The 17,072-nt window shown below is 73.5% G+C and carries 9 protein-coding genes; 7 read left to right on the forward strand and 2 right to left on the reverse strand.

Annotated features, from left to right (window positions below; all coding sequences use genetic code 11):
* Positions 1 to 25 precede the first annotated feature (25 nt).
* Together ACSMXR_RS23045 and ACSMXR_RS23050 are read right to left on the reverse strand one after the other, a co-directional pair.
* Positions 26 to 655, reverse strand: coding sequence for a hypothetical protein (locus tag ACSMXR_RS23045; protein WP_364888833.1), 630 nt, complete (start codon positions 653 to 655; stop codon positions 26 to 28).
* A gap of 134 nt (positions 656 to 789) precedes the next feature.
* Positions 790 to 2,052, reverse strand: coding sequence for a nucleotide sugar dehydrogenase (locus tag ACSMXR_RS23050; RefSeq protein ID WP_137232428.1), 1,263 nt, complete (start codon positions 2,050 to 2,052; stop codon positions 790 to 792).
* Between the two features lie 242 nt (positions 2,053 to 2,294).
* Here ACSMXR_RS23050 and ACSMXR_RS23055 point away from each other — a divergent pair, with 242 nt between their 5' ends.
* The 7 genes from ACSMXR_RS23055 to ACSMXR_RS23085 all read left to right on the forward strand — a co-directional run bounded on the left by ACSMXR_RS23055 (position 2,295) and on the right by ACSMXR_RS23085 (position 17,063).
* Positions 2,295 to 4,001: a glycerol-3-phosphate dehydrogenase/oxidase gene (locus ACSMXR_RS23055; RefSeq protein WP_473169808.1), complete on the forward strand. Its 1,707-nt coding sequence runs from the start codon at positions 2,295 to 2,297 to the stop codon at positions 3,999 to 4,001.
* 266 nt (positions 4,002 to 4,267) lie between these two features.
* Entirely contained in the window at positions 4,268 to 6,379 is a 2,112-nt protein-coding gene (locus tag ACSMXR_RS23060; protein ID WP_137232426.1) for a serine/threonine-protein kinase, read from the forward strand.
* A gap of 211 nt (positions 6,380 to 6,590) precedes the next feature.
* Complete coding sequence (locus ACSMXR_RS23065) at positions 6,591 to 9,695, forward strand: protein kinase (protein ID WP_137232425.1); 3,105 nt, start codon at positions 6,591 to 6,593, stop codon at positions 9,693 to 9,695.
* Between the two features lie 144 nt (positions 9,696 to 9,839).
* On the forward strand, positions 9,840 to 11,564 hold the full coding sequence (locus ACSMXR_RS23070; RefSeq protein ID WP_473169809.1) for a serine/threonine-protein kinase: 1,725 nt from the start codon (positions 9,840 to 9,842) through the stop codon (positions 11,562 to 11,564).
* Between the two features lie 105 nt (positions 11,565 to 11,669).
* Positions 11,670 to 13,316: a serine/threonine-protein kinase gene (locus ACSMXR_RS23075; protein WP_473169810.1), complete on the forward strand. Its 1,647-nt coding sequence runs from the start codon at positions 11,670 to 11,672 to the stop codon at positions 13,314 to 13,316.
* Between the two features lie 200 nt (positions 13,317 to 13,516).
* Positions 13,517 to 15,133, forward strand: coding sequence for a succinic semialdehyde dehydrogenase (locus ACSMXR_RS23080; RefSeq protein WP_218525044.1), 1,617 nt, complete (start codon positions 13,517 to 13,519; stop codon positions 15,131 to 15,133).
* Between the two features lie 49 nt (positions 15,134 to 15,182).
* Positions 15,183 to 17,063, forward strand: a complete 1,881-nt coding sequence (locus ACSMXR_RS23085; protein WP_473169811.1) for a GMC oxidoreductase — start codon at positions 15,183 to 15,185, stop codon at positions 17,061 to 17,063.
* Positions 17,064 to 17,072 lie beyond the last annotated feature (9 nt).

Here is a 17,072-nt window from a genome sequence, read left to right on the forward strand (position 1 = left end):
CCCTTCCGTATGGTCCCGCCGGGTGTCAGCCGGCCTTCTTGGCGCCACCGATGGCGGCGACCGCGGCGAGGCCGAGGAAGAGGTAGGTCATGAAGTCGGCCTCCTGCGACCAGGCTTCGGTCACGGTGTCGAAGTGGTCGCCGATGACCTCGGAGAACGGGATCTGCGCCAGGTCGGAGAGGACCATCGAGATGCCGACGAGCTGGCCGAGGTAGACGGCGCCGATCGAGAAGACCGCCGAGGCGGCGATGACCGCCGGGTTGGAGCCGCCGACCTTGCTCGCCGCGAAGCCGACCAGGAAGCCGACGCCGACCGCCGCGTAGCCGACCTCGCGCTCGATGGAGCCCGCGATCACGCCGTACAGGATGCCCGCGACGAGCGCCGCGCCGAGCGCGACCAGCACACCGAGCAGGACGTTGTTACGGGCCGGGGGCGCCGGGGTGAAGGGCGCGCCGCCGCCGAACGGGACGCCCTGGCCCGGCTGCTGGCCCGCGAACGGGTTGCCGGTCGGGGCCGGGGGCTGCTGGCCGTACGGGTTGCCGGTCGGCGCGGCGGGAGCGGGCTGACCCGGCTGGCCGGCGTACGGGTTGCCCTCGACGGGCTGACCGCCGTAGGGCTGCTGGGGCTGGTTCGGCGGCTGCACGGGCTGACTCACGGTGGAACTCCCCCTGGGGCGGCTGCGCACGAGTGTGCGTGGTGCGCACGTCTGTGCGCTCTGTGACGCCGCAGGGTAGCAGTACGCACAGGATTCGGTCACCGGCAATCTTTTTCGGCCGCCGCGCACCGCCCTCAGAGCCGGTGCGCGGCCCCCGCCGGAGTGGCTCCCCGGGTGTCCAGGAGGAGTTGGGCCTTGACCGCGAGGCCCTGGAGGTCGTAGGTGCGGTGCTGCTGGAGCAGGACGGTCAGATCGGCGGCGGCCGCCGCCTCGTACAGCGAGTCGGCGCGCGGGACGGGGCGTTCGCGCACCCGCCAGTCCAGGACGTGCGGGTCGTGGTAGCCGATCTGGGCGCCCATGTCCATCAGCCGGGTGGCGATCTCCCGGGCGGGTGCGGCCTCCTGGTCGGCGCTGTCCGGCTTGTAGGTGACGCCGAGGAGCAGGACGCGCGCGCCCCGGACGGACTTGCCGTGCTCGTTCAGGAGGGTGGCGCAGCGCTGGATGACGTAACTGGGCATCCGGTCGTTGATCTCCTGCGCCAGCGAGACCATCCGCAGCGGGTGTCCGGGCGTGCGGGTGCTGTAGGGCAGGCAGCCCGGGTCCACCGGGACGCCGTGGCCGCCGACGCCGGGTCCGGGGCGGAAGGGCTGGAAGCCGAACGGCTTGGTCTCGGCGCACCGGATGACGTCCCAGAGGTCGACGCCGAGGTCGTGGCAGAGCACCGCCATCTCGTTGACCAGCGCGATGTTGACGTGCCGGAAGTTGGTCTCCAGCACCTTCGTCATCTCCGCCTCGCGCGGTCCGCGGGCCCGGACGACCTTGTCCGTGAGCCGTCCGTAAAAGGCGGCGGCCGACTCGGTGCAGGCGGGGGTGAGGCCGCCGATGACCTTGGGGGTGGAGGCGTAGGTGTGGGTGCGGTTGCCGGGGTCGAGCCGGCTGGGGGAGCAGGCGAGGTGGAAGTCGCGTCCGGCGAGGAGCCCGGAGCCCTCTTCGAGGAGGGGGCGCAGGAAGGTCTCGGTGGTGCCGGGCGGCACGGCGGACTCCAGCAGCACGGTGGTGTGCGGGCGCAGCCGGGCGGCCAGGGCGCGGGCGGCGTCGCCGAGGGCGGTGAGGTCGACGGTGCGGTCGGGGCCGAGGGGGGTGGGGGAGCAGATCACGGCGGTACGGATCCGGCCCAGCTCGGCGGCGTCGGTGGTGGGCCGGAAGCCGCCGGAGAGCATGCGGCGGATCTCGGACGCGGTGAGGGTGCCCTCGACGGGGCTGCGGCCCGCTCCGAGCTCCGCGTAGGGGCGTGGGTCGGGGTCGTAGCCGACGGTGTCGATTCCGGCGGTGACGGCGGCCCGGGCGAGCGGCAGGCCGAGGTGACCGAGTCCGATGACGGCGAGGTCTGCGGGCATACAGGAAGACCCCCTAAGTGCGGAGAGCGAAGATCGCAACTGCTGTGGACAGCGCAATGTCAGACTAGGCGTAAATATGACCTATATGTCGCATTACGTGGTTCCGGACGCCCGGGTGTTGTCCACAGGCGGTGGCTGAACTCGGGGAGCGCGGACAGAATCGAGGGGTGGACACGGGCGGCCGGCCCCTCGGCCGGGTGGCACTCCCGTGTCCGACCACCCCGATCCACCGGGAGGCAGCAGTGAGGACAGCGACACTGGGACCCGCCGAGCGCACCGCCGCGCTCGCCGCCATGGCCGAGCGCGAACTGGACGTGCTGGTCGTAGGAGCGGGCGTGGTCGGCGCGGGCACGGCGCTCGACGCCGCCACGAGAGGCCTCTCCACCGGCCTGGTCGAGGCGCGCGACTGGGCGTCCGGCACATCGAGCAGGTCGAGCAAGCTGATCCACGGCGGCCTGCGCTATCTGGAGATGCTCGACTTCGCCCTGGTCCGGGAGGCCCTCAAGGAGCGCGGGCTGCTCCTGGAGCGGCTCGCCCCGCACCTGGTGAAGCCCGTGCCCTTCCTCTACCCCTTGCAGCACAAGGGCTGGGAGCGGCTCTACGCCGGCTCCGGCGTCGCGCTGTACGACGCGATGTCGGTCTCCTCCGGCCACGGCCGGGGCCTCCCCGTCCACCGCCACCTCTCCCGCAAGCACGCCCTGCGGGTCGCCCCCGCGCTGAAGAAGGACGCCCTCGTCGGCGCCCTGCAGTACTACGACGCCCAGATGGACGACGCCCGCTTCGTCACCGACCTGGTGCGCACCGCCGCGTCCTACGGCGCCCGGGTGGCGAACCAGGCCCGGGTCGTCGGCTTCCTCCGCGAGGGCGAACGGGTCGTGGGCGCGCTCGTACGGGACGTCGAGAGCGGCGAGGAGTACGAGGTCCGGGCCAAGCAGGTGGTCAACGCGACCGGCGTGTGGACCGACGACACCCAGGGCCTCATCGGCGAGCGCGGACAGTTCCACGTCCGGGCCTCCAAGGGCATCCACCTGGTCGTCCCCAAGGACCGCATCCACTCCTCGACCGGCCTCATCCTGCGCACCGAGAAGTCCGTCCTCTTCGTCATCCCCTGGGGCCGGCACTGGATCATCGGCACCACGGACACCGACTGGGACCTGGACAAGGCCCACCCGGCCGCCTCCAGCGCCGATATCGACTACCTCCTCCAGCACGTCAACTCCGTCCTGAACACCCCGCTGACCAGGGACGACGTCCAGGGCGTCTATGCCGGACTGCGCCCCCTGCTGGCCGGCGAGTCGGACGCCACCAGCAAGCTGTCGCGCGAGCACACGGTGGCCCACCCGGCCCCCGGCCTGGTCGTCGTGGCGGGCGGCAAGTACACGACGTACCGGGTCATGGCCAAGGACGCGGTCGACGAGGCGGTGCACGGACTCGACCAGCGCGTCGCCGCCTGCGTCACCGAGGACACCCCGTTGCTGGGGGCCGAGGGGTACAAGGCCCTGTGGAACGCGCGCGCCCGGATCGCGGCCCGCACCGGACTCCATGTCGCCCGGGTGGAGCATCTGCTCAACCGGTACGGCTCAATGACGGAGGAGATTCTGGAACTGATCGTCGCCGACCCCGTTCTGGGTGAACCGCTGCCCGCCGCCGACGACTATCTGCGCGGCGAGATCGTCTACGCGGCCTCCCACGAGGGCGCCCGCCATCTGGACGACGTGCTGACCCGGCGCACCCGGATCTCCATCGAGACCTTCGACCGGGGCACCCGCAGCGCCCGGCTCTGCGCGGAGCTGATGGCGCCGGTGCTGGGCTGGGACGAGGGGCGGATCGACCGGGAGGTCGAGCACTACGAGAAGCGGGTGGAGGCCGAGCGCGAATCGCAGCGGCAGCCCGACGACCTCACGGCGGACGCGGCCCGGCTCGGCGCACCGGACATCGTGCCGATCTAAGGGCGCCCTCTTCGGGGCCCGTCTGCCCGAGGAGCCCCGGACGGCGGCCACCGCCTGTTGCCTCCGGGGCAGTTGGGCCCCGCCGGTCCCGTGGGGCGGGGCGGCGGGGCGGTCCGGCCTGGACGGGGAGGCCGGGTTGGTAGGAGGCTGTGGGAGATTCCTCTACGAGCCGCGGCGCGGCGGACCCCGGACCCGGCACCAGGACCGGTCCCGGGGTGAGGGACAATGAACGCTCTGCCAGGGCGGGTTGATCGCAGAGGGGACGCATGTCGGAGGCGGAGCAGTCACGGGAGCCCCAACGGGACAAGAACGGTCGGCTCCTCGCGGGGCGCTACCGGCTCGGTGAGGTGCTCGGCCGGGGCGGCATGGGTACGGTCTGGCGCGCCGACGACGAGACGCTCGGCCGCACGGTCGCGGTCAAGGAACTGCGGTTCCCCTCGGCGATCGACGAGGACGAGAAGCGCCGGCTGATCACGCGCACCCTGCGTGAGGCCAAGGCGATCGCACGGATCCGCAACAACAGCGCGGTGACCGTCTACGACGTGGTCGACGAGGACGACCGCCCGTGGATCGTCATGGAACTGATCGAGGGCAAGTCGCTCGCCGAGGCCATCCGCGAGGACGGCACGCTGACGCCGAAGCGGGCCGCCGAGGTCGGGCTCGCCATCCTCGACGTGCTGCGCTCGGCGCACCGCGAGGGCATCCTGCACCGCGATGTGAAGCCGTCCAACGTGCTGATCTCCGAGGACGGGCGCGTCGTGCTCACCGACTTCGGCATCGCCCAGGTCGAGGGCGACCCGTCGGTCACCTCCACCGGCATGCTCGTCGGCGCCCCCTCGTACATCTCGCCGGAGCGCGCGCGGGGTCACAAGCCGGGCCCGCCCGCCGACCTGTGGTCGCTCGGCGGACTGCTGTACGCGAGCGTCGAGGGCTGCCCGCCGTACGACAAGGGCTCGGCCATCGCCACGCTCACGGCCGTGATGACCGAACCGCTCGACCCGCCCAAGAACGCCGGTCCGCTCACCGAGGTCATCTACGGGCTGCTCGCCCGGGACCCCGAGCAGCGCCTCGACGACGCCGGAGCACGGGCGTTGCTCAACGACGTCATCAACGCCCCCGACGTGCCCGCGCCGGCCCCCGCCGACTCCACCCAGATCATGGCCATCCCGCCGGCCCCCGCCGCCGACCTCCTCGTCAAGCGGACGCCGAAGCAGCCCAAGGCCCCGAAGCCGCCGAAGCAGTCCACCGGCTCGGGCGAGTCCGGCGAGGGCGCCCGCGACCGGCTGCGCGGAGCCCTGCGCTCCGTGCGCAACGCGAAGACCCCGGCCGTGGCGGCGGGCGCGGCCGCGGCGTCGGCGAGCTCTCCGGCCGCCGCCGCCACCGGTTCGCCCGTCGCCCCGCCCAAGCCGCCGTCCCCGCCCGGGACTTCCACCCCGGGCGCGCAGTCCGGCACGGCCACCCCGGCGGCCGGGAAGGGAGCCGTCGCGGCCCCCGCCGCCCCGAAGTCCACGGCGACGGCGAGTGCTTCCGTACCCGGGCAGCGCCCGCCCGCCACGCCCGCGTCCACGCGTGCCTCGATCACCGACGTGGTGCCCCGCCGCACCCTCGCGATCATCGCGGCCGTCGTCGCGCTGGCCATCCTCGGCACGATCCTCGCGCTCACCCTCGGCGACGGCGACGCGGACAAGGGCGGCAAGGACAACACCGCCGCGTCGGCCGGAGCCTCGGCCGGCGGCGCCGACGACAAGGGCGACACCGGCGGCGGTTCGGCCGGGGAGAAGGGCGACGGCCAGAAGGAGGGCCAGGGCAAGGAGGACGGCCGGGCCTCCGAGGACCCGTCCGGCGAGGGCTCCGACGACCCGAAGGGCGACGACCCCGAGGGCGACGAGGGCGACGGTCCGGGCGCGGGCGACTCCCTGCCCGCCGGCTACGAGAAGGTCACCGACACCCGGTTCCACTTCACCATGGCGATGCCCGGCGACTTCAAGCGCACGGGCATCGCGGGCACCAACTCCGGCGGCATCTACAACGCCGCGCAGGGCAGCTTCCCCCGGGTCCAGGTCGACTTCAACAGCTCGCCCAAGGACGACGCGGCGGCCGCCTGGCGCGGGGCCGTCGGCAGCGCCAAGGTCCTCAGCGACGGGTACAAGCACGGCAGCATAAAGAAGGTCGAGTACAACGGCTATCCGACCGTCGCGGACTGGACGTTCGAGCGCAACCACAACGGCGTCCGGGTCCGGGTGCTCAACCGCGGCTTCAAGGTCGACGCCAAGCGCGGCTACTCGATCATGATCAGCTGCAAGATCGACGAGTGGGACGGCGACGAGTGCCGGACGCTGCGCGAGACGGCGTTCGCCACGTTCACGCCCACGGACTGACCGCCGGGCGCGCCCGATCCGGGCCGGTGTGAAACGTTTGTGCGGGCCGGGTTGGCACGACCCGGCCCGTCGGCCCGTGTTGCCACGTATCGTAAGAGGCCGGAGACCGTACGCAGCCGGAATCACTGGTCAATTGCCCGCCAAATGACCGTAACTGACGGATACGTGCTCCTCTGACGGCCGGGGGAACAGCGCGCTCTGGGGAGGCGTCGTGGACGACTACGCGGGTCGGGTGCTTGCCGACCGCTACCGCCTTCCGCTGCCCCCGTCCGATGGGTACGAACTGGCCGAGACCCGGGCGTTCGACACCTACAGCGGCCAGGAAGTCCTGGTCCGCCAGGTGCCGTTGCCCGAGATCGTCGACGCGGAGGTGCTCGACGCCGACGGGCGGACCTCGGCGTCCGGACGTGCCACCGGGCGGGCGGTCCGCCGCAGCACGGACCCCGCGGTCCGGCGGGCGATCGAGGCCGCGCAGGCCGCCGCCCAGGTGCCCGACCACCCCCGGCTCGACCAGGTCTTCGACGTGTTCGCCGAAGCGGGTTCGCTCTGGATAGTCAGCGAGCTCGTCGCGGCCCGCCCGCTCGCCGCCCTCCTCGCCGAACGCCCCCTCAACCCCTACCGGGCCGCCGAGATCGGCTCCGACGTGCTCACCGCCCTGCGGGTGCTGCACGCCCACGGCTGGACCCACCGCAACATCACCGTGCGCACGGTCCTGGTCTGCGACGACGGCCGCGTCATGCTCACCGGCCTCGCGGCGGGCGCCGCCGAGGAGGCGCTCTGCGGGTACGCGCCCGAACCGCGGCCCGACACCGACCCGGTGGCCGCCCCGACGACGTACGGCATCCCGGCCGTCGAGCCCGCCCCGCCGAGGGAGCTCGGCGGTGCGTACGCGCTGCCACCGGCCAGGAGCGACGCGGACGCGGAGTACGCGGCCGTCCAGGAGTACGCCGAGCACGGGAGCGGCGAGGTCGACGGCGACGGCGGCGGTCAGGGGCGCGAGGGCCGGGAGTTTCCCGTTCCGCCGCTGCCGCAGGGGTACGCGCCGCACCGGGGCGACGCCCGGTACGACGACGGCCGGTACGACGACGGCCGGGGCGATGGTCGGTACGACGATCGGTATGACACCGGCCGGTACGACGAACGCCACGATCTGCCGTCGGGCCGCGAGGCCGGACCCGTGCCGGAGCAGCGCACCGACGGGCAGGAGATCGTCCCGCGCCCGGCCGCCCCCGCCGTCCCGTACACCGCCGTACCGCCCGCCGAGCCGGGCGCCGCGAGCGCCGCCCAGCTGCGGGCCGCCCGCGCCGGAGCCATCGCCGCCTACCGGGCGGGCGCGCGGGCCGCCGCCCGGGTCACCGAGGACCGGCAGCAGGCCGACCGCACCCCGGCGGACCTCACGAAGCCGCCGCGGCCCGGGGGCGATACCGCCCCGGAGGCCGGCAGCGCCGGATCCGTACCCGGCACCGGCACCACGGCCCCGGGCGCGGGCACGGACACCGGCACCGGCACCGGCGACACCACCACCGGCACCGCTCCCGACAGCACCACCACCGGCACCGGCGCCCTCCCCGTCCAGCCCCCGGCCCCCGGAGCCCCCGCCACGCCCCGGCTGACCGCCCCCTGGGGCAGCCCCGCCGACGACCCCTACGACGACGAGGACGACGAGGACGACGAAGAGGGCCCCCGGCCGCCCGGCCGGCGCGTCCACCTCGCGGGGACCTGGGACGACGGGCCCGGCGCGGGGCGGCCCGTCCCCGCCGGCGGCTCCGGCGCGGACGCGCTGCGCGCCGACTCCCGGCGGCCCGGACCGCCGGCCCCCGCTCCCAAGCAGCTCGCCCGCACCGCCCCGTCCCCGTCCCGGGCCTGGGAGGACGCCGTCGCGGGCGGCGAACCCGCCGACTACCGCGGCCCCACCACCCCGCTCGCCGCCGAACGCGCCCGTCAGGCACGGATCGCCGTGGTCGGAGCCGTCACCGAGCGCTGGGCCCCCGAGCAGGCGGGCCCGGTCCACGACAACTGGCAGCTCGCGCCCCCGATCGGCCCCTCCACCGACCTGTGGGCGCTCGGCGCGCTGCTCTACCGCGCCGTCCAGGGCCACGCCCCCTACCCCGAGGAGAACGCCGCCGAGCTCGTCCAGATGGTGTGCGGCGAGCCGCCCGCCTTCGCCGAGGAGTGCGGCCCGCTGCGGCCCGTCGTCGAGTCGCTGCTGCGCCAGGACCCCACGGAGCGGCCGGACTTCGAGGAGCTGCGCGGCTGGCTGCGCTCGCTGGTGCGCTCCGCGCCGGAGCCGGAGGCGGGCGCCGACGTCGTCCCGCTGCCCGCGCCCGACGCAACCCGGCTCCCCGTCGTCCGCCGCAGGGGCGAGCTGGTCCGCCGGCGCCGGGGCCGGTTCGGCGGCGGCGCCGCGCACGGAAAGCACCGGCAGGGGAAGCGTCAGCAGCCGCCCAAGCAGCGCGGCGGCAAGCAGCATGACCGGCACGACTCGTTGCTGCCGCCCGACCGGTCCGTGCGGATGCCCGTCGAGGCCTGGGAGGAGGAGCGTCCGGCCCGCGCGCCGCGTGCGCCCAAGGGGCCCCGGGTGCTGCGGGAACCGCCGCGCCGGGGCGAGGGTTCGTCCTCGCCGCGCAGTCTGGGCCGGCTGCTGCTCGTCCTGATCCTGCTGCTGATGGCCGCCGCCGTCGCGTACGCGGTGATGTTCCTGCCGAAGCAGGGGGAGGGCGAGGACGGCGGAGCGCCGGCATCGCCCACCGGCTCCGCCGCACCGCCCGCCGCCTCCGGCGGGCCCGAGCCGTCCGCCTCGTCGGACGGGTCGTCCGACGCCGGCTCGCAGCAGCCGCAGACCAGCCGGTCGGCCGTCGCGCTCGCCTCCGGCTACACGCTCCGCAAGGACGCGGAGGGCTTCGAGATCGGCGTACCGAAGGACTGGCAGCGCAGCCCCGCCAACGCGGACCGTCAGATCCGCTACGGCAGCGACGGGTTCACCCTGCTCGTGGTGCCCGGCCGGGACACGGTGAAGGCGGGCGGCAGCGATCCGCTGGACTACCAGCGGAACAAGGAGCCCGAGCTCCAGCCGTTCCGCGACTCCAGCTGGTCCTCCTCCTCCGGGCTGCGCCGGGTCGACGTCGGCCGGCAGGCCATGGCCGAGGGGCAGTTCACCTGGCAGGAGAGCGGCGGGCGTGAGGTGTACGTCCGTAATCTCGCGATGATCGTCGACGGCAGGTACCACGTCATCCAGGTCATCGGGCCGGAGAACGACCGCGACAAGGTCACCGAGATCTACGAGCAGGCCATCGCCTCGTACCGGGTCGGAGCCTGACCGCACGTCATCGTCACCGCGCCGCCACGGGCGTTGTGCGGTGTCGACAACCATCACAGTGCGGTCTCGTGGGCGATCCCCGGTTCCGCCTTTCCGTTCCGCCTCCGTAATCTGGCAAGCCGAGGAACGGGGCGGGGACATCACGTGGATCGATCACAGGGCACGGACGCGGGACTGGTGCTGGCGGGGCGCTACCGGCTGGGCGAGGTCCTGGGCCGGGGCGGCATGGGCAAGGTCTGGCGCGCCCACGACGAAGTGCTGCACCGCACCGTCGCCGTCAAGGAGTTGACCGCCGGGCTGTACGTCGCCGAGGCCGACCGGCTCGTCCTGCACGCCCGGACGCAGAAGGAGGCACGGGCGGCGGCGCGCATCACGCACCCCGGCGTCGTCACCGTCCATGACGTGATCGAGTACGACAACCGCCCCTGGATCGTCATGCAGTACGTCGACGGGCCCTCGCTCGCCGACGCGGCCAAGGAGAGCGGCGAGGTCGCCCCGCGCGAGGCGGCCCGCATCGGCCTGCATGTGCTGAGCGCCCTGCGCGCCGCCCACGGGGCCGGGGTGCTGCACCGCGACGTCAAGCCGGGCAACGTCCTGCTGGCCCGCGACGGTCAGGTGCTGCTGACCGACTTCGGGATCGCCGCGATCGAGGGCGACTCCACCATCACCCGGACCGGCGAACTGGTCGGCTCCATCGACTACCTGGCACCGGAACGGGTACGCGGCGGCGACCCGGGACCGGCCTCCGACCTCTGGTCGCTGGGCGCCACGCTGTACACGGCGGTCGAGGGCACCTCCCCGTTCCGCCGTACCTCCCCGATCTCCACCATGCAGGCCGTCGTCACCGAGGAGCCGCCCGCCCCGGTCAACGCCGGTCCGCTCGGCGCCGTGATCGTCGCGCTGCTCCGCAAGGACCCGGCCGACCGGCCCACGGCCGCCGAGACCGAGCAGATGCTGCTGGACGCCATGGAGGGCCGCGAACCCCGCGCGGCCCAGGCGCATGTGCCGACCCAGCGCTTCGGCGAGGACGCCCGCTACGGCTACCCGGACGCGAACGGCCCCGGCGGCGCGAACGGCTCCCGCCCCTCCGACGGCTCCGACGGCGCCACCGCCCGGCTGTCCGGCGCGGCCCCCGCCACGACCGCGCCGCCCGCCACCGGCCCGGACCACGCGCACCCGGCCACCGGCCCCGCCTCCGCCCCGGTGACCCGGCGCGCCGGATCCCGGTGGCGCACGGTGCTCGTCGTGGTCGTCGCCGCGGCCGTGCTCGGGGGCGCGGGCGGGCTGTTCGCGATGAAGTACGGGGACGGCTCGACCCCGGGCGGCACGGACGGCGGTACGTCCGCGGGCCGTACCCCGCCCGCGAAGCAGACCACCCCGGAGCCCACCGACCCCGCCCGGGGCGCACCGGAGATACCCGACGGCTGGCACCGGGTCGACGACCCGGCGGGGTTCAGCCTGGTCGTGCCGAAGGACTGGACCCGGCAGTACGAGAACGGCCAGATCGACTACACCCCGGACGGCGGGGCCCACCGGATCCGCATCAGCGTCGACCCGGACCCGGACTTCGACCATCCGTATCTCCATATGGAGAACATGGAGGAGCAGCTCTCCGAGCGGCTGCCGGGCTATCAGCGGATCGGGATGGAGAAGAACACCTTCCGCGACCGGCCGGGCGCCCTCTGGGAGTTCACCTGGAACGAGACCAAGGACCATCCGGGACTCCGGCACGGCATCGACCAGATGTACTACGGCTCCTCCGGCGGCCCCGAGTACGCGCTGTACCTCACCGCCCCGCAGGAGGGCTGGGAGGAGAGCCGGAAGAAGTTCGACATCATGCTGCGCAGCTGGAGCGCCCCGAAGACGTGACCGCGGGCGCCCGATGCCCGGCCCGGGTTGCTGTACGGTCACGGCTCTGCATCCGCCGGCCGCCCCCGGTGGTGCCCGGCCCGGCGCGTGAACCAGGATGGGCGCATGACAGATCACGGGGGACGGGCGAACGAGCCCACCAGCTACGGACTCCAGCCACCGCACGCACCGGGCGGCTCCGGCGCGCAGCATCCCGCGCCCCCGGCGTACATTCCTTCCCCGACCGCCCCGGCGAGCGCCCCCGACCATGCGGCGAACCGCCTCATCGGCGGCCGCTACCGGCTGCTGGCCCGGCTCGGGCACGGCGGGATGGGCACGGTGTGGCGGGCGCACGACCAGGTCGTCGACCGCGAGGTGGCCGTCAAGGAACCGCGCGTACCGGAACACCTCGGCGAGCGTGAACACAGCACCGTGCACCAGCGCATGCGGCGCGAGGCGCGGGCCGCCGCCCGGATCGACCACCCCTCCGTCGTCACCGTCCACGACGTGGTGGTCGAGGACGGCAAGCCGTGGATCGTCATGGAGCTGGTGCGCGGCCCGTCGCTCGGCGACCGCCTCCAGGAAGGCACCCTGGACCCCCGCGAGGCGGCCAGGATCGGGCTCGCGGTCCTCGACGCCCTGACGGCCGCCCACGCGATCGGCATCCTGCACCGGGACGTCAAGCCGGACAACGTCATGCTCGGCACCGGCGACCGGGTCGTCCTCACCGACTTCGGGATCGCCCAGGTCGAGGGCGAACAGCAGCTCACCGAGACCGGCGCGTTCGTCGGCTCGCCCGAGTACATCGCGCCGGAGCGGGTCCTCGGGCAGCGCCCCGGGCCGGAGTCGGACCTGTGGTCGCTGGGCGTCGTGCTGTACGCGGCGGTCGAGGGGATGTCCCCGTACCGCCGCTCGCACACCCCGGCCACCCTCCAGGCCGTGCTGTCCGCCGAGCCGCAGGTGCCCGCCCGCGGCACGGGCGCGTTCGGCACGCTCGTGATGCAGCTGCTCCGCAAGGACCCGGCCGCCCGCCCGCCGGCCGCCGAGGTCCGCCGGACGCTCCAGCAGCTGGCAGCCCCGGCCCCGGCGCCGGTGACCTCCCCGTACGGACCGGTCCCGGCGGGCGGTGGCGGCGGCAGCAAGTGGGTGCCGCCGGTGCTGCACCGCAACCGTGTCGCCCAGTTCGCCCTCGGCGGCGGGGCGCTGGCGGTGGTCGTCGCACTCGTGCTGGTCCTGCTGAACCCGTTCGCGGGCGACGGACCGCCCGAGAACTGGCAGATCAGGCCGGAGAACGAGGTCCTGTCGGCGGACGTGGCCGTGCCGGAGGAGTACAAGCGGGTCCAGGACGACGACGGCGAACTGGTCTGGTACGCCGACCCCAGCGGCGTCTTCGAGATCGACTTCTGGCACCGCGCCCCGAAGAGCGACGACACCACCGACGACAACCCCGGGGCCGACGCGGCGGCCCGCGAGGCGTACTACGAGAAGGGCGGGGCGAACACCACCCAGATGGAGGACGCCACCGTCACGTACAAGGACGCCACCCACCAGGGGCGGAAGGCGGTCGAGATGAGCACCGAATACACCCCGTACGCCTCCTCCGCCGACGACCCGGTGCGCTACCGCTTCCGGGAGCTGCTGATCCCCGGCGAGAAGGAGAGCGACCCCTACTGGCACGTGCGGGTGCGGATGCCCGCGAAGGGGCAGGCGGCGAAGGACGGCGACGCGATCTTCACCGAGGTCACCGAGGGGCTGAAGATCCACGCTTCCTGAGGGCGCCGGAAAATTCGCGCTCCCCGGGCGTCACGCACCGGACGCCGCCGGGCGGTCGGCCGTATAGCCACTGATCAGCGGTTATGTCGCCAGCGATCACTGGCTCGTTCGGGGCGGGCGTCGGACGGCGGTGGCGGGTCCTGTGAAAAACTGTTACCCACGGGTACCCAAAGGCTGCGGCTGGACATACTCTCGGCCTCATGACGGACTCGCAGGCCCCTGACGCCCCTCTCGGTACGAACCCCGTGGCGGTCGCCCCCGCCGGTGTGCGCACCGCCGCCGACGTGGTCACCCCTGAGGTGATCGCCCAGCTGACCCGTGGCGTCGTCGGGTCGGGCCGCACCGCCAACCACACCCCCTTCACCGGGGAGAAGCTGGCCGACCTGCCCGAGTCCACCCCCGAGGACGTGGCCACCGCCTTCGACCGGGCCCGCGCCGCCCAGCCCGTCTGGGCCGCCGTCCCCGTACGGCAGCGGGCCGCCGTCCTGCTGCGTTTCCACGACCTCGTCCTCAGCCGTCAGTCCGAGGTCCTCGACCTCATCCAGCTGGAGACCGGCAAGGCCCGTCTGCACGCCCACGAGGAGGTGCAGGCCGTCGCCGTCGCCGCCCGCCACTACGGGCGCAAGGCCGCCTCCTACCTCAAGCCCCGCCGCCACACCGGCGTCGTCCCGACCCTCACCAAGGTCACCGAGCTGCGCCAGCCGCGCGGCGTCGTCGGCCAGATCGCCCCCTGGAACTACCCGCTCGAACTCTCCGTCGGCGACGCCCTGCCCGCGTTCGTCTCCGGCAACGCCGTCGTGATGAAGCCCGACACCGAGACCGCGCTCACCGCCCTGTGGGCCCGTGACCTGCTGATCGAGGCCGGACTGCCCGCCGAGGTCTTCCAGGTCGTCCTCGGCGAGGGCCCGGTCGTCGGCCCCGAGGTCGTCGGTCGCGCCGACTACGTCTCCTTCACCGGCTCCACCCGCACCGGCCGCGAGGTCGCCGTCGGCGCCGCCTCCCGGCTGGTCGGCGTCTCCCTGGAGCTCGGCGGCAAGAACGCCATGCTCGTCCTGAAGGACGCCGACGTGGAGAAGGCCGCCGCCGGAGCCGTCCGCGCCTGCTTCTCCTCCGCAGGACAGCTCTGCATCTCCATCGAGCGGCTGTACGTCCACGAGTCGATCGCCGACGACTTCGTGCAGCGCTTCGCCACCCGCACCAAGGCCATGCGGCTCGGCAACGCCCTCGCGTACGGGGCCGACATGGGCTCCCTCGTCGGCGAACGCCAGCTGGAGACCGTCACCCAGCACGTCGACGAGGCCGTCGAGAAGGGCGCGACCCTCGTCGCCGGCGGCGTCGCCCGCCCCGACATCGGCCCGCTCTTCTACGAGCCGACCATCCTCGACGGCGTGGAAGCGCCGATGTCCGTCTGCTCCGAGGAGACCTTCGGGCCGGTCGTCGCCATCTACCGCTTCAGCGACGAGGACGAGGTGATCGCGCTGGCCAACGCCACCCCGTACGGCCTCAACTCCAGCGTCTGGACCACCGACTCCCGGCGCGGCCACCAGGTCGCCGCCCGGCTGCGCACCGGCACCGTCAACATCAACGAGGGGTACGCCCCCGCCTACGGCAGCGTCCAGTCCCCGATGGGCGGCATGAAGGAGTCCGGCCTCGGCCGGCGGCACGGCTCCGAGGGCATCCTCAAGTACACCGAGGCCCAGACCGTCGCCCAGCAGCGGCTGATCCCGCTCGCGCCCGCCTTCGGGATGGACGACGAGAAGTACGCCGCGTTCATGACCCGCAGCCTCAAGGCGATGAAGGCGTTCCGGCTGCGCTGAGCGCCCGCCGAAACGTCGTAACCCTGCCCTTTTCGTACCGAGGAGCGCCATGTCCCAGGACAGCCCTGCCCAGAAACAGCCCGTGAGCCATGTCCCGGCCGAGGACGACGCCGCGTACGACTACGACGTCCTGGTCGTCGGCTCGGGCTTCGGCGGCGCGGTGTCGGCGCTCCGGCTCACCGAGAAGGGCTACCGCGTCGGCATCCTGGAGGCGGGCCGCCGCTTCACCCCCGGCACGCTCCCCAAGACCTCCTGGGACCTGAAGAACTACCTCTGGGCCCCGGCGCTGGGCCTCTTCGGCATCCAGCGCGTCCACCTCCTCGGCAACGTCATGGTGCTCGCCGGGGCCGGGGTCGGCGGTGGGTCGCTCAACTACGCCAACACGCTGTACGTGCCGCCCGCCCCGTTCTTCGAGGACCGCCAGTGGGCCTCGATCACCGACTGGCAGGACGAGCTGAAGCCGTACTACGACCAGGCCCGCCGGATGCTCGGGGTCCGCCTCAACCCGACCATGACCCCCTCCGACATCCACCTCAAGTCCGCCGCCGAGGCGATGGGCGTCGGCGACACCTTCCATCTGGCCCCGGTCGGCGTCTTCTTCGGTGACGGCAAGGACGCCGACGGCACCGCGAAGGCCAAGCCGGGCGGCACCGTCCCCGACCCGTACTTCGGCGGCGCGGGCCCCACCCGCAAGGCCTGCACCGAGTGCGGCGAATGCATGACCGGCTGCCGCCACGGCGCGAAGAACACCCTCAACGAGAACTACCTCCACCTCGCCGAGAAGGCCGGAGCGGTCATCCACCCGATGACCTCCGTCGTCGGGATCACCGACGATCCCGAGGGCGGCTACCGGGTCCTCACCGTCCCCACCGACCGCCGCCGCAGGGCGAAGCCCACGAAGCTGCGGGCCCGCAAGATCGTCGTCGCGGCCGGCACGTACGGCACCCAGACCCTGCTGCACGCCATGAAGGACCGCGGCCTGCTGCCCCGGCTCTCCGCGAAGCTCGGCGAGCTGACCCGTACCAACTCCGAGGCGCTCGTCGGCTCCCAGACCAGCGACCGCCGCTACCGCAAGAAGCACGGCATCGCGAAGGCCGACTTCTCGCAGGGCGTCGCGATCACCTCCTCGATCCACCCCGACGACAACACCCACATCGAGCCCGTCCGCTACGGCAAGGGCTCCAACGCCATGGGCGCGATGTCGATCCTCCAGGTCCCCTACGGGGCCCACCGGGTGCGCGGCTGGCTCGCCAACATGGTCAAGCACCCCACCCTCGCCGCCCGTTCGCTCTCCAACCGCCGCTGGTCCGAGCGCACCATCATCGGCCTGGTCATGCAGTCGCTGGACAACTCCCTGACCACGTACCGCAAACCGGGCGGCATCGGAAAGGGCCTGCTCACCGCCCGCCAGGGCCACGGCGCGCCCAACCCGACCCAGATACCGGAGGCCACCCGCAGCGCCACCCTGCTGGCCGAGGAGATCAACGGCTTCGCCGGGTCCAACGTCGGTGAGCTGATGGGCACCCCGCTCACCGCCCACTTCCTCGGCGGCTGCCCGATCGGCGCGAGCGCGGAGGAGGGCGTCATCGACCCGTACCACCGCCTCTACGGCCACCCCGGCATCAGCGTCGTCGACGGCTCCGCGGTCTCCGCCAACCTCGGCGTCAACCCCTCGCTGACCATCACCGCCCAGGCCGAGCGCGCGATGTCCTTCTGGCCCAACAAGGGCGAGGCGGACCCGCGCCCCGAGCAGGACGCGGCCTACGAGCGGCTCACCCCCGTCGAACCGCTCGCGCCCGCCGTGCCCGAGGAGGCGTTCGGCGCGCTGAAGCTGCCGTTCCTGGGCCTGCCCGTGGTGCCGCCGAAGGGGACGACGGAGGCCGGGGCGGATGTGAAGGGCGTCGGGAACACCCCCGTGTCCCGTCCGTGACCGTGCCCC

It is taken from the genome of Streptomyces sp. DSM 106670, assembly GCF_055792845.1.